This window comes from Desulfoluna sp. CYM3A (assembly GCF_056829965.1).
Window position 1 is genome coordinate 5,735,038 of the sequence record NZ_CP186556.1, and the last position, 13,756, is coordinate 5,748,793.

A 13,756-nucleotide genomic window follows, 5' to 3' on the forward strand; every position below is an offset into this window, starting at 1 on the left:
AAGGAGGACTCATGCCACGTATTCCCCGTATGATCGTAACAGATTCAGGTGAAAAATCAGCATACCACATCATCAGTCGAACCGCCCTTGACGGTCTTCCCTTTGGCCGTGTCGAGAAAGACGAGCTGGTTCGTATCATCCAGAGGTACTCCATGGTTTATTGTGTAGAGGTCCTGGGGTTTGCCGTCATGGGCAATCATTTTCATTTGTTAGTAGAGATCCAGCCAGGGTCTATGGTGTCGGACGACGAGGTGCGAAGGCGTTATCGGCTTCTCTATGGTGATGATGTGGAGTTCCCTGAAGGAAGCCTCAATGAGTATCGGGAACGGTTTTCCAATCTTTCTGCCTATGTTAAGGATATTAAGCAGAGATTTTCCTGTTTTTATAATAAACAAAAAAAGAGAAAAGGGACCCTCTGGGGTGAGCGGTTCAAGAGTGTGATTGTTCAACAGGGAGATACCCTGACCCATTGCCTGGCTTACATTGATCTCAATGCGGTGCGAGCCGGGATCGTGAAGCGTCCTGAGGACTATCGCTGGTGCTCCATTGGGTACCACGCCCAGACAGGAAACAGGGATGGGTTTCTTTCGACGGACTTTGGGATGCCTGATTTCAGCATGGAAGATCCCGCTATGCGGTTTCGTAAATACAGGGAATATCTCTATCATGTGGGAGCCATCGAGAAGACAGGGGCTGCGAAGATTTCTAAGGAGGTATTGGATGAAGAGACCGCCGAAGGGTTTGACTTGAACCGGGTAAGGCGGTTTCGATACAGAACCCGTTATTTCACGGACTCAGGTATCATCGGTTCAAAGGCATTCGTTGAAGCAGGATATGAGGTATTTAAAGAGCGTTTTCGGGCAAAACGAAATAAAATTCCGAAACGGGTGAAAGGCATTGAGGGCATGTACTCCCTGAAACGATTGACTGATGTCTGACTTGGTGAACCGTAACCGTTGATTACTAAAGCTGTTGATTAAATAAAGAGCCTGTCCCCTGTTTTACTTATTCCCCTGTTCACACATAAGGAGACTACATGCCGGCAAACGGCGCAATTTACATTCAGTACGATACGATGGTTGATCTTGCGGAGTTGTTTGAAGACGTTAAAAGTGACAAGGGGTTATTCAGACCGCCAACGTTTTTTGATGTGAGGGTAGGGGAAGATATCGTCCGGTTTAATGTTATGGACAGAAACCTCGTGTCCGCCCACATAGACCGTTTTCTCGGGTATATCTCTTCCAGTGTCCGGGATCCTGAGACAAAAGAAGGTGTCTGCCATGCCATTGGCCATACGCGCATCGTGCTTGGGCTGATTACCGATAAAGAGTTCCAAGATAACCCTGCAATCTGGGAAAGCCTGTTCAGGATTGCAGATAGGTATGATGGATTTGTGTTTACGTATGACAGCCTGTTGCTTCCCAACGGGGCTGTTTTGCTTGGCCCGCTGTTGGACGATATTCATTGAGAACGACATCGGCATTTTCTCTTTGATTCCATGACAAAAAAGAATCGTCGTGGCCTTTAACGGTTCTTGGCCTGTATTCGTCAATTGTTACACAAAGAGCCTGTCCCTACTTTTTTCTTGAAGGCACCCACAGATCGGTTTAGAGCTATTTCTTCCGATCACTCAACAACAGAAGGTGTGCCATGAAGCCTGTTTTAAGCGTCCCTGATTCCCCATCCGTTTGTATTGAAAGAAAAGGCCCCGTAACAGCACTTGTAATCAACCGCCCCCATGTCCGTAACGCCATCGACAGCCGGGCTGCCCGCGAGTTGTCGGAAGCTTTTTTGGACTTTGAAAACGATCCGGAATCCCGGGTAGCCGTTGTGTGCGGCAGGGGCGGTCACTTTTGCGCCGGTGGGGATCTATCGGCCATGGTGGCTGAGGGGTGTAACCCGATACGGCAAAAAGGGGACGGTCCCTTAGGTATTTCGCGCCTGTCGCTTTCCAAGCCGGTGATCGCGGCCATCTCCGGGTATGCGGTGGCGCTGCCCAGCTGCTCTTCTGCGACATTCGCATCGCCGAAGAGAGCGCAGTACTCGGCTTTTTCAACAGACGATGGGGGCTTCCCCTCTGCAACGGGAGCACCGTGCGTCTTCCTCGTATTATTGGCCATGGGCGGGCCATGGAGATGATTCTTACCGGGCGTCCGGTCTATTCAGAAGAGGCACTCTCCTATGGACTTGTGACACGGGTGGTGGCGAATGGGACGGTGCGGGAGGAGGCCGAAGATCTTGCTGCGGAGATGGCAGGATTCCCCTTTGAGGGACTGATGTGCGACAGGCGCAATGCCTTGAGTCATTTTACCATGCCCATTGATGAAGCCCTTGACCATGAACTCATGAATGCCGCCGAGGTGTTTGACAATGATGACGCCTTGAAAGGGGCCAGGGCCTTTGTGGCAGGCAACGGACGGCACGGAGCCTTTGGTGGCAAGGCCGGTGCGTCTTAACTATCTATGAACAATACATGAAGGGCTCATTTCCGGCTGGCTTGCCTTTTACAGGAATCCTTTTGACGGCGGGCAGAGGGTCCTTCTGCAGCCAGACTACCCTTGGGTATCTTTTATTGGTTTATAGAGGATTGCGCCAGGACATAAAGAGCCTGTCCCCCAAAAAATCCCTGTGCATCTTTCATCATTGTGCGTCAGCAGATTACGTCAGAATATAAAACATAAAAAACCTGTCCCCTAAAAAAACTAAAAAAAAACCGGGGCACAACGCCTGTGTGCCCCGGCGTGCTCTGTGCGGTGCTAAGATATTTTGAAGCGGCCCACCAGGGAGCCCAGCTGATCGGCCATGGTGCGCATCTCTTCGGCGCTGGCCCGGAGGGAGCCCCCGATGCGGGTGACCCCTTCAGCGGCGTTGTTGACCTCTGCGATGTCGTTTCCGATCTCCCCTGCCATGACCGTGCATCCGGCGGCGCTTTCATTCACCTCCTGGATGCCCAGGGAGGCCTGGTTCACGTTTTCGGCAATCTCGCTGGTGGCGGCGGACTGCTCTTCCACGGCCCCTGCGATGGTGGCCACAATGTCATTGACTTCGGTGATGACCGAGGTGATCTCCAGGATGCCGGTGCTCGATGCCGTGGCCGTTGCCTGGACGCTTGTTACGATTTTTTTGATGCCCTGTGTGGCCTCTGCGGTCTGGGCGGCCAGTTCTTTGATCTCGTGGGCCACGACAGCAAATCCCTTGCCGGCCTCTCCGGCACGGGCCGCTTCGATGGTGGCGTTTAAGGCCAGCAGGTTTGTCTGCTCAGAGATTTCGGTGATGGTCTCGGTAACCTTGCCGATCTCCTCGGCCGCGCTGCGGAGGGCGTCCATCTCCCGGGAGGTGCCGTGGGTGCGCTCCAGGGCAGTGGCCGAGACCCCCCGGGCGGTTTCCGTGTTTTTGGCGATTTCGCTGATGGTGGCGGACATCTCTTCCGTTGCCGTTGCCACCATGGCGATGTTGGTGGAGGATTGTTCGATGGCGGCCGCCACTCCGGTGAGGTTCTCGGTCATGTCCCGCGAGGACTGCTCCACCCGTGTGGAGCGGGAGGAGGCGTTGTCCGCGCTCCCGGCAAGCTCTTCGGACATGGACAAAAGGCCAGCGGAGGCATCGTTTACCGAGGAGACCCCTGAGGCCACCTCCCGGATGAGGCCCTGGAGTTTTTCCATAAAGAGGTTAAACCCCGAGGAGAGGTCGCCGATTTCGTCTTCGGAGCGCACCTCAAGGCGCTTGGTCAGATCCCCTTCCCCCTTGGCAATATCATTCATCATGGCTGCGTTTTCCTTGATGCGCCCCACAATGGAGGTGGCGATGGCCCAGGCCACGGCCGCAAAGATCAGAAAGGAGAGCACCCCGATGGTGATGTTGGTGACAAGGATCCTGTCGGCGTTGGCCATCACCTTGTCCAGGGGCAGGGTGACGAGAAAGGACCAGTGCTGGCCGGTGTTGCCGATCTCGATAGGAACGAAGAGCCTTAAGGTATCGGTGTCAAGGTGCGCTGAGTGATCGGTGAAGCGGAAAGGCTTGCCCTCTTTGACCGCTTCACGTGCCCTGGCCCACTGGCCCTGATCTCCGATGGACTGGCCGATGCGCTTCTTGTCCACATGGGCTGCATAGGTGCCGTTGGCCGCAATGATGGCTGCATATCCGGTTCCGTAAGGGGTGATGTCGGCCACCATGTCGGAGAGGCTGTTGAGCTGGATATCAAGCCCCACCACCCCGATGGCCCCACCGTTTTCCATCACCGGAGCCGTCAGGCTGGTGAGGATGACCTCCCTGCCGCTGATGGTATAGACCGTGGGTGGCGTGATGTACTCTTTGCCGGTTCGCTGGGGAATGACATAGTAATTGTTGGTCTCCGGGATCGTGTAGTCGGTGAGTTTGTCCACGGTGAGGGGCGATCCCAGGCGGTAGAGGTAGGGAATGTAGCGGCCGGAGTCGTCATGGTTGGCCGTGCCCGTAAACTCGGCATCCCTGCCGTCTAAGGCGTCCGGTTCGAAGCAGGCCCAGATGCCCTGGAGCTCGGGGTCGTTGGCGATGATCCCCTTGAGCAGGCGGTTTAAAGCGGCTCGGTCGGGCACGCTCCCCTGGTCCTTCAGGCCCATGATGCCTCGGGCAATGGTGCGTGACGACTCCAGGGGCAGCTCCAGTAATGCCTTGACCTCATTGCCGTGGCGGTTGGCCAGTTCGATTCCCTTTGCCAGGGCTTCGTCTTTGACCATGCGGTGGGTCTTGGTTGTCATGACCGTTATGGACACGGTGAAGGCGACGAGGGCCACCAGGGAGATGAGAAGAACGATTTTTCCCCTCAACTTGAGTTTTTTGAACATGAGAAGTCTCCTTGTGTCGATTCGCGTGTATTGCAGCGTTTTATTTTTTTCGTTACATGTTATACGGTTATGGAACAGGAGGCTGTGCTATGTCGCTCTGTCCTGAATGGTACGCACCTCGTCTGACGGAAGGACAGAGGAATTCCCGCAGGGGATCGGGATCGTCTCCGCAGCGATTGAACGGCACGTTTTTTAGGAGCGAACATTAATTTGTACGATGTACTTTATTATATCGGTTCGCAGGTGTTCTATATTTAGGACAAAAGCCCATGTTGCTTGATAAAAACAGGGGGGCAGGAATGTGTTGCCGCTGAATTTTGGTATGGGCGACAACCCTCAACAGAAGGAGCCGCCATGTCGTTTAAAGAGAATCTTCTGGAAAAGCTGGCGCTGGACCGCATGAGGCTGCGGGTGATTGCCAGCCTCGGTCCTGTGGGCAGCGGTAGAAAGGTCGATAAAAAAGCCATGCGTGGGCTCCTTGTGGCCGCCGGGTTCAGGAGCCGCGAGGTCCGGGGAATGGAGCTCTACCTCCCTGAAGGTACCACAGGGGATGAGCCGCAGACTCTCCTTGTTCTGGATAACGATCTGCCCGTGTATAAAAGCACCGTGGATGATGTGGTCATGCGCAAAGAGCCCACCTTAAAAGAGATGATCAGCATCCGTAACGCCATGCGCATTTTAAGCGATTCGGATGTGGTGGTCAGCCGCAAGGCGGCGTCGGTGGAGAGTGTCTACCAAGAAGCCATTTCGCGACTGGACCTCTCCTTTACCGAGGTCGACATCAAGCAGCTCGAATACGAGGGGAGGGCCGCCGTGGAGTGGAAGGACACCGACTCTGTGGAGGAGAGTGTGGCCCTGTTCGGGGAGCTGCTGGCGCTCGGGCCGGAGCCGGCGCTCTTTGCCATTGAGCATTGCCTTGTCAGGGGGCGCCTCACCCAAGGGGCCGGAGAGGAGGTCTTCGGGCCCGCCGTGGTGTTCCATGCCGAAGATGGGACCCTTCGGTGGATTGAGGGACGGGTGGCCCTATCCGACAGGGATGGCATCCGGCACTTCAAAGAGAAAGCCAGGGGAGAGCGCGAGCCCGACCTTGAAGGCACCGGGGTGATAAAGCACCTGGCCGCCCAGGTCATCGAGGGCATGCCGTCTTCCTGATACCGGGCCCCGGCCGAAAGGCTGGTGGCCCGAAAATTCCTTCCTACAGGGAACGCATCGCGAGACACCGCAGCGACAAAGCCCACCAATGCACTCCGGTCAATCCCCATGACACGACTTTCGCCTTTTTCCCGCCATGGATTTCTGCATGTGTAATGCACATCACACACCCAATACCCCGATTTCTGGCATAACATGAAGGACTCTGGGAAACGTTTGCAACGATAGGGCCGAAGCCACGTGAGCGGAAAATACCATGAAAGCACGCTCACAACCTGCCTTGGCTCACCTTACCGTCCAGGGCAAACGTATGTAGATCCTGCCTCCGGCGGCCCTGCCTTGCCGTCGGAGTTATTCCGATTAAAGGCAAGGGAATCCCAAATGCCCTTTATTGTGCTTTCAGAAGAATGAAATGGGCCTCTCCTGCAAAAACGGATGCCGGTTGTCACACGCCACGCGAATGCCCCGAAACCGTTTGCAGGATGTCTGCTCCCATGCATTCGCCATAGGGTTTCCAGGTGCCCCCACCTGGCCGCCGGAGGCATGCTTTTTCCCAAAGAAGGCATACGCTTCAACCAACCACACCCACGTGAGGTTTTTTTATATGCACCGTTTTGTGCGTGCTTTTATCTTTGTTGTTCTCTTCGTTGCCTGCACCGGGCTTGCGTCTGCAGACACATCTTCCGGTACGTCCACGTTCAACGGAAAAACCGTGACCTATACCTTTACTGGCGATGTGGTCTCGGCCTTGAGCTATGCCGAAGGCTCAATGTGCCGGGTGACGGCCAGGGTGGACGGCAATACCCATCGCATTGTGATCCGGGAGGACCGGCTGGAATGGAACGGGGCTTCGGCGCCCCTGGACGGGTTTGAAACAGTTCGGATCGTCATGGACAAGTCAGGGGCCCGCTTTCTCGTGGACGGAAAGGAGATCGTGTTCGGGTCTTCATCGTGAGTTTATCTACTGCCCGGCAGGTGTTGTGGTGAAGACCCCGTAGACCGGGTAGTGATCGGAGACCGCTTTGGCCTCCTTGGCTGACAGGCCCAGGATCTCGTCAAAGGGAAAGACCCCGGAGGTGCCGGTGAAGTATGGGGCGGTCTCCTCGGTGATGATGATGCGGTCGTAGGCACAGGCAGACCGGGCGAGGTTGGTGTCCATGCCGTTGGTGATGAGCCACCTGAACCCTTCGCCCCTCAGGGGAGAAGAGAGTTCGTCTTCATCGTAGTAGGCGCAGTCCGCGTTGAGGTCCCCCAGGATCACGAAGCGGGTCTCTTCCGGGAAATGGGCACGGGCATCGGTCACCACCTGCGGCAGGGCGTTGATCTCCGTGGTGGCATCGTCCGGGTCGGTGTGGAGGGTGATGAGGACAAAGGAAAAATTGCTCTCTCGTGCCTTGAACTGCGCGATGAAAGGCTCCCGGTGGAAGGTATCTTCGCGTGAATCGTCAAAGGTGTAGGCCTCGATGAACTCAAGGACATCGGTCCTGTAGAGGTAGGCGTACTGCTCTTTGGAGGAGGTGCGCCCGAGGCGCGGCCCAAGGACCGTTTCGTAGTCCCGACCCAGGGCGTCCACCTGCTCTTCCAGGGGCTGGATGGCTTTTCCGCTTTTGTCCCTGATCTCCTGGACGGCCACCACGTCAAAGTGGGAGATAACGGATCCCAGGGCCTCCATCACCTTGGGCTTTTTTGTTTTGGAGACACCGAACACCTGGATATTGAAGTTGGCCACGGCCAGGGGCTCGGCCCACGGGCCCGCATCGTTTTGGGCGATCACAGGGGATTCGGAGTCGCACCCGATGCAGCCCTTGGCTTGGCAGGCTTCCGACAGGGGCGTGCCGTCACCACAGATCGTCACCCCGTCTTGGCAGACCACGCCGCCGTGGCCGGAGCAGCAGCCCCGGCAGTCCCCAAAGGCGGTGGGTGTCAAGATCAGGAGGATAAAAAAGAAGACAAACACAGGGTGAAGTAAATCAGGCAGGGCACATCGCAAATCAGTCAATCTCATATCACCAACTTTTTTCTATAGCGTCAGACGGATGGAACCATGGGGCAAGGGCTATGCCCTAACATAAACCGTGGAGAAGCAAATCCTTATATTTTAGAAAAGGAAACAGACCGCATCGGTTTACTAATGCAGATGCATATGGGATGTAAAGGGAAATGCGCATGGCGGGGTGGCCTATGAATCGTTACCATACCCCTTTTTTTGATGGAGAAAACGTAACTATTCAGCTTATGCCTCCGGCGGCCCTGCCGGGGGCTAAACGTTTGCCTGATTTTATAAAGGCGGGTTTAACAAACAGGTTTTAAAAAATCTTTTTGAGTGAATTTTTACTTTAAAGGCGGATGTGATTTGACCCGAGGAACGAGGGGCAAAACACATCCGCAACCTGCTTTCAAGGTGGCACACCTTGCCGCCGGAGGCTGTTTTTTTTTTTGAGCTGTTTTTTTGAGCTGAATAGTTACGAGAAAACAAGGACCACACGATGGACAACAACGATATACTGAGGCGGATTCGCTATGCCTTTGACTTCAGCGATCCGAAGATGGCGGAGCTCTTCGGCTCAGGGGGCCTTGAGGTCTCCCGGGAGCAGGCTGCCGCCTGGTTGAAACGGGAGGAGGATCCTTCCTTTGAGGCACTCTCCGACCGCAAGCTGGCGAGCTTTTTAAACGGGCTTATCGTCCATAACCGGGGCCGGAAAGAAGGCCCTCAGCCTGAACCCGAGACGCGCCTGACAAACAATCTTATCCTTAAAAAGTTGAAGATTGCTCTGAACCTCACCTCAGAGGGCATGTTGGCGATCATGGCCCGGGCGGATTTCGGCATGAGCAGGCACGAGCTGAGCGCTTTTTTCCGAAAGCCCGGCCACAAGCATTACCGGGAGTGCAAGGACCAGATCCTGCGTAATTTTATCCAAGGGGTGCAGGTGACGTATCGCGTGAAACAGTAAGAATTAAAACATAGATAGTTACACATCCGATGCCTCCGGTGGTCCTGCGAGGGGTAAAAAGCACCCGCTACCGGCACTCCTTGCCGCCGGAGTTATTCCGGTTAACGCCAAGCGAATTCCCGATGCTTTTCACTCGGTTTTCAGGAGAATGAAATAGGCCTCTCCTGCAAAAAAGGTTGCCACCACATACCACGCGAATGCCCCGAAAGCGTTCGCATGATGTCTGCCTCCATGCATTCGCCATAGGGTTTCAAGGTGCCCCCACCTTGCCGTCGGAGGCAATTCTTTTACGTTCAGGTTTTCAGGAGAGGATATGAAAAAACAGGAGACAATGAAAAAAACCGGCCATTTTATCCGCAACTCGGCCACGTTGAAGGTGGTCTCCATCGGCCTGCTGGTCCTGGTGTTGCTTATTCCCATGTCCATGGTCTCATCCCTGATGCGGGAGCGGGAGTTCCGGCGCGACGACGTGGTGTACGAGATCAACGCCAAGTGGGGCAACAGCCAGACCGTCACCGGGCCTTTTTTTACGGTTCCCTACAAGTCCTACTTCCGGGATGAAGACGACAAGCTGACCTACACCCTGCGGTATCTTCATGTACTGCCCGAGGAGGTGGTCATCAACGGGCAGCTCGCTACCGAGGTCCGCTACCGAAGCCTCTACGAGGCCGTGCTTTACACCTCCGGGCTGGAGATCTCCGGGGCCTTTGCCCTGCCGGACCTGACCCGTTCCGGCATCGACCCCGACCATGTGCTCTGGGACCAGGCGGTTTTTTCCGTGGGGATTTCGGACATGCGGGGGATCCGGGACACCATTTCCGTGACCTGCGGGGAGGCGACCTACAAGGCAGGCCCGGGCCTTAAAACCACGGACATTGCCTCCTCCGGGGTGCAGTGCGCCATCCCCCTTTCCCCGGATCGGGCCAAAACGCCCTTCTCCCTGAGGCTAAAGCTCAACGGCAGCGAAGAGCTCCACTTTATCCCCGTGGGGGAGACCACCCGTGTGACCCTGGCGTCAAGCTGGCCTTCCCCGAGTTTTAACGGCTCGTTTCTCCCCAGCCAACGGGAGGTGACGGACCGGGGCTTTTCCGCGGACTGGTCGGTGCTCCATCTGAACCGGAACTACCCCCAAGTGTGGTCTGGAAACCAGTACAAGGTGGGAGACTCCGCCTTTGGGGTGAACCTTCTGGTGACGGCGGACATCTACCAGAAGTCCATCCGCATCTCAAAATACGCGGTGATGTTCATCGTCTTTACCTTTGCCGCCTTTTTCTTCTCGGAGATCATCAGCAAGAAAAGGGTTCACCCGATTCAGTACATCCTCATCGGGCTGGCCGTGCTGCTCTTTTACGTGCTGCTCCTCTCCATTTCCGAGCATCTTAACTTTGACCTGGCCTACATCATCTCGGCAACGGCGGTTACGGCCCTCATCACGGGATACTCCCGGGGGATTCTGCGCAACAACCGCTTCACCGTCACGGTGTTCGGGATCCTGACCGTGCTCTATGCCTACCTCTACATTGTGCTCCAGCTTGAAGACTACGCCCTGATCATGGGCAGTGTCGGCCTGTTTCTCGTGCTCTCGGTGGTCATGTACATCACCCGGGGCATCGACTGGTACGCACTGGAAAAGGAAGACGCAGACTGAAGCGGCAGAGTATTTTGCAAGATCCTCCAAGATTCCAGAGACGCGGGCAGGTAGTGTTGCCGTGACGTCAACACGACCCAACCGAATTTTTTGACTTGGAGGATGCCATGGAAATGGAAAAGGAATTGTTTGCGGCAATGGCCAACGGATCTGTTACGTACAAGGGAGAAGACTCCCCGAAACAGACCGGGCCGTGGAACGCTCACCCCCACTTTAAAGGGGTGTACTTAAAGTCCCTTGTCTCCGGAGAGGGCACGGACGGGGCGCTGAGCGCCCATATGGTTCGCATCGATCCCGGCTGCACCCTGGAGTCCCACGTCCACGGGGAAGAGTGGGAGCTCCATGAGGTTCTGGGCGGGGAAGGCTCCCTTGAGCTCGACGGAAAGCACCACCCCTACCACATGGGGCGCCTTGCCGTGATACCCAAGGGGGAAGCCCATGGCGTCAAAGCTGGAGACAAAGGGCTCCTGCTTCGCGCCACGTTTTTTCCTGCCTTGCCCTGAGCAACTGAGAGATCCGTCAAAAGGCCTGTCCTCGATGGTTAAAGTCGGCTCCAAAAGCGTGCCTCCGGCGGCGAGGTGAGCCACCTCGAAAGCTGATTGCCCTTGCGCTTCGTCCCTCGTTCCTCGGGCCAAAGCGCAAGGGCCTTCGACTCGGGCTTCGCCCGACGTAAACGCTGATGGTTTGTTCGGGCTGGCTCACAAGCTTAAAAGTAACAGGATACGATGTCACAGGTTGTCCAGTATCGATTTAATCGCATTGCCTTCGGTGGCCCTGCCGGAGGCTGATTTTCGGAGGCCAAAAAAGAGACCATGGCAACACGGGAGCGCATCACATTTTCGAGCCTTCCCTTTTTATGCGGCGTGGAAGCGGTGGCAGGGCAGGACGTGTCCAACACCTTTGAATCCCATAGTCACACAACCGCTGTTGTGGGCATGGTGGACGTGGGCGTTCGGGTGATCGCCCACGAGCATGGCGAAGCGCGCATTTTAAGGGGCGGGCTTTTCTTTCTGAACCCCGGTCAGGTGCATGCCTGCGCTTCCGGGGAGGAGGGCGCCCACAGCTATCGCCTCCTGTCGGTAGAGCCGGCGGTTTTGGCCCGCGTGGCCTCCGAGATCTCGGAAAAGAGCGTGTCCGGGGTGTGGTTCGGCTGCGTGCACGCAACACATGAAATCATTTCCCGGGATTTTGAGCGCTTTTTCAGGATGCTCTCCGATCCCCTGGCCCCAGCCCTTGACAAGGAGAGCCTTCTTTACGGCCTGCTCTCCGAAATCATCCTCTCCTTTGCCCAGGATCCGCCGGAGGTGTGTGCGGTGGGACGGCAGGATGCGGCCATGGCGCGGGTGCGGGACCACATCCGCACCCACCACGCAGAGCCCCTGACTCTGGCCACCCTGTCGGCCGTTGCCTGCCTCAGCCCTTTTCACCTGCAGCGTCTTTTTACCCGGCGATGACATATGTCTCCCCATCGGTACCTCACCCATCGGCGGTGTCACCGCTCAGGCGCGGGGCCTTCTCGGCCGGGGGCGGGCATTACCAGGCCGCCCTGGCTGCGGGGTTTTCCGATCAGAGCCATTTGACGTATCATTTCAAGCGCGTGGTGGGGACCACGCCGGGGCGCTTTGTGCGGGACAACCTGTAGACATACGAGTGCGCGGCAAAACCGGAGACCTTCTATGATTAAAGTGGGGGGAAAAGCAGGCCTCCGGCGGCGAGGTGAGCCACCCTCGAAGCAGGATCGCTTTTCCCGCCCTCCCCTCCGTTTCTAGGCCAAAGCGCAAGGGCCTTCGGGCTGGGCTACGCCCGAGATAAAAATGCTCCGGTATGGTTTGTGCGGGCAGGTTAGAGCTTCGAGGTAAGAGGATACGATGTCGCTCCTTGTCCATTATCGATTTAACCGCACTGCCTTCTATGGTTAAAGTGGGTGGGAAAAGCCAGCCCTCGGCGGCGTGGTTCGTGATATTCGGCAGTCGTCTTTGCAGAGATATCTGTCTGGTTTTCAGGGCCTTCAGGAAATAAAAAAGGCGGAACCCCAATGGGTTCCGCCTTTTTTATTGATTTGGATGCGCTGAATCGCTTTAGCCGAAAGGCTTTAGGCGATGAGCTTGCGGTGGAGCTTGTTGATCTCGGCCTCGGCTTCAGCCGCCATGGAGGCGAGGAGCTCTTTGGGAGTGGCCGCCGCGATGAGGCCGATGGACTGGCCCACCATCATGGGGGCGACGTCCACGTCTCCGGTCTCCCAGGCCTTGAGGCACTTGTCCCCGGTGATGAGGGGGATGATCTTCTCCAGGCCGCCGCCTTTGCTTTCCACGTCCAGGACGGCGTTGGTGGTCTCGTTGATCAGGGCCCGGCCCTGGAGGTTCACGGACTTGCAGATGAGGGTGGTGTCGCGCTCCTGGCGTTTCACCAGCTCGTCTTTGATGTTCTGGTGGATATCGCACTCTTTGGTGGCCATGAACCGGCTGGCCATCATGACGGCGTCGGCCCCGAGCATCAGGGCGGCGGCCATGGTTTTGCCGTTGGCGATGCCCCCGGTGGTCACCACGGGGATGTTCACGGACTCCACGATGCGGGGGGTCAGGAGCATGGTGGTGACGTCGTCGTTCAGGGGGTGCCCCCCTTCTTCGATGCCGTGAAGTATGCCGTCATATCCGGCTTTTTCCGCGTGCATGGCGTGGCGGACGGAGCCCACCTTGTGGAAGAGCTTGACCCCTGCTTTTTTCAGCATGTCGATGTATTCCATGCCGCAGGCCTTGTCGATGGGCGCCCCTGAGATCTCCAGGGCGGGCACCTTCTCTTCGGCGCAGACCGTCAGGTACATCTTGTGGTGTTCGGGGGTGATGTTGATGGAGGGCAGCAGGGTGATGTTGACGGTGAAGGGCTTGTCCGTCAGCTCCCGGGTTTTCCTCAAGGCGCCCCGGAATTCATCTTCGGTCTTGTAGATGGCCGCGGTGATGTTGCCCATGCCCCCGGCGTTGGAGATGGCGGCGCACAGCTCGGGTTTGCAGATCCACATCATGGCACCGCAGATGATGGGGTACTCGATATCGAACATCTCAGTTATTTTTGTCTGAATCACTGATCCTCCTTCCTGAAAAAAAATTGCCTCCGGCGGCCCTGCCGGGGCCAAACGTTTAAAAAGTTTGGCAAACAGGTTTTGAGTAAACCTTCCAGGCCTGAGG

The 13,756-nt window shown here is 56.4% G+C and carries 12 protein-coding genes and 1 pseudogene; 10 read left to right on the forward strand and 3 right to left on the reverse strand.

Translation table 11 applies throughout. The annotated features are described in order from the left end of the window. The first annotated feature begins 11 nt into the window (after nucleotides 1-11). From ACOYW1_RS28925 to ACOYW1_RS28935, 3 genes and pseudogenes are all read left to right on the forward strand, one after another. Nucleotides 12-938, forward strand: coding sequence for a transposase (locus tag ACOYW1_RS28925; protein ID WP_482420692.1), 927 nt, complete (start codon nucleotides 12-14; stop codon nucleotides 936-938). Nucleotides 939-1,036: 98 nt separating this feature from the next. Next, complete coding sequence (locus ACOYW1_RS28930) at nucleotides 1,037-1,468, forward strand: hypothetical protein (protein ID WP_482420693.1); 432 nt, start codon at nucleotides 1,037-1,039, stop codon at nucleotides 1,466-1,468. A gap of 182 nt (nucleotides 1,469-1,650) precedes the next feature. Next, nucleotides 1,651-2,456: pseudogene (locus tag ACOYW1_RS28935) on the forward strand (crotonase/enoyl-CoA hydratase family protein). A 300-nt stretch (nucleotides 2,457-2,756) separates the two neighbouring features. Here the strand turns inward: ACOYW1_RS28935 and ACOYW1_RS28940 are convergent. Then, a complete protein-coding gene (locus ACOYW1_RS28940; protein WP_482420694.1) occupies nucleotides 2,757-4,823 on the reverse strand; it encodes a methyl-accepting chemotaxis protein in 2,067 nt (688 codons plus the stop codon). Nucleotides 4,824-5,177: 354 nt separating this feature from the next. Between ACOYW1_RS28940 and ACOYW1_RS28945 the strand changes: the two genes are divergently transcribed. Both ACOYW1_RS28945 and ACOYW1_RS28950 read left to right on the forward strand, forming a co-directional pair. Continuing rightward, nucleotides 5,178-5,975 carry a hypothetical protein gene (locus ACOYW1_RS28945; RefSeq protein ID WP_482420695.1) on the forward strand — a complete coding sequence of 266 codons (798 nt, stop codon included), beginning with the start codon at nucleotides 5,178-5,180 and terminating at the stop codon, nucleotides 5,973-5,975. A gap of 604 nt (nucleotides 5,976-6,579) precedes the next feature. After that, the gene (locus tag ACOYW1_RS28950) at nucleotides 6,580-6,930 is read left to right on the forward strand and encodes a hypothetical protein (protein WP_482420696.1); all 351 of its coding nucleotides are present in this window, start codon (nucleotides 6,580-6,582) and stop codon (nucleotides 6,928-6,930) included. A 6-nt stretch (nucleotides 6,931-6,936) separates the two neighbouring features. Here ACOYW1_RS28950 and ACOYW1_RS28955 read toward each other — a convergent pair whose 3' ends face one another. Beyond that, nucleotides 6,937-7,974, reverse strand: coding sequence for an exonuclease/endonuclease/phosphatase family protein (locus tag ACOYW1_RS28955; RefSeq protein WP_482420697.1), 1,038 nt, complete (start codon nucleotides 7,972-7,974; stop codon nucleotides 6,937-6,939). A 487-nt stretch (nucleotides 7,975-8,461) separates the two neighbouring features. Between ACOYW1_RS28955 and ACOYW1_RS28960 the strand changes: the two genes are divergently transcribed. The 5 genes from ACOYW1_RS28960 to ACOYW1_RS28980 all read left to right on the forward strand — a co-directional run bounded on the left by ACOYW1_RS28960 (nucleotide 8,462) and on the right by ACOYW1_RS28980 (nucleotide 12,216). Then, nucleotides 8,462-8,926, forward strand: coding sequence for a YehS family protein (locus ACOYW1_RS28960; RefSeq protein WP_482420698.1), 465 nt, complete (start codon nucleotides 8,462-8,464; stop codon nucleotides 8,924-8,926). A gap of 313 nt (nucleotides 8,927-9,239) precedes the next feature. Continuing rightward, nucleotides 9,240-10,574 carry a cell envelope integrity protein CreD gene (gene creD / locus ACOYW1_RS28965; protein WP_482420699.1) on the forward strand — a complete coding sequence of 445 codons (1,335 nt, stop codon included), beginning with the start codon at nucleotides 9,240-9,242 and terminating at the stop codon, nucleotides 10,572-10,574. Between the two features lie 107 nt (nucleotides 10,575-10,681). Beyond that, nucleotides 10,682-11,077, forward strand: coding sequence for a cupin domain-containing protein (locus ACOYW1_RS28970; protein ID WP_482420700.1), 396 nt, complete (start codon nucleotides 10,682-10,684; stop codon nucleotides 11,075-11,077). 309 nt (nucleotides 11,078-11,386) lie between these two features. Further along, on the forward strand, nucleotides 11,387-12,028 hold the full coding sequence (locus ACOYW1_RS28975; RefSeq protein ID WP_482420701.1) for an AraC family ligand binding domain-containing protein: 642 nt from the start codon (nucleotides 11,387-11,389) through the stop codon (nucleotides 12,026-12,028). 35 nt (nucleotides 12,029-12,063) lie between these two features. After that, nucleotides 12,064-12,216, forward strand: a complete 153-nt coding sequence (locus ACOYW1_RS28980; protein ID WP_482420702.1) for a hypothetical protein — start codon at nucleotides 12,064-12,066, stop codon at nucleotides 12,214-12,216. A gap of 450 nt (nucleotides 12,217-12,666) precedes the next feature. Here ACOYW1_RS28980 and ACOYW1_RS28985 read toward each other — a convergent pair whose 3' ends face one another. Next, nucleotides 12,667-13,653 carry an NAD(P)H-dependent flavin oxidoreductase gene (locus ACOYW1_RS28985; RefSeq protein ID WP_482420703.1) on the reverse strand — a complete coding sequence of 329 codons (987 nt, stop codon included), beginning with the start codon at nucleotides 13,651-13,653 and terminating at the stop codon, nucleotides 12,667-12,669. Nucleotides 13,654-13,756 lie beyond the last annotated feature (103 nt).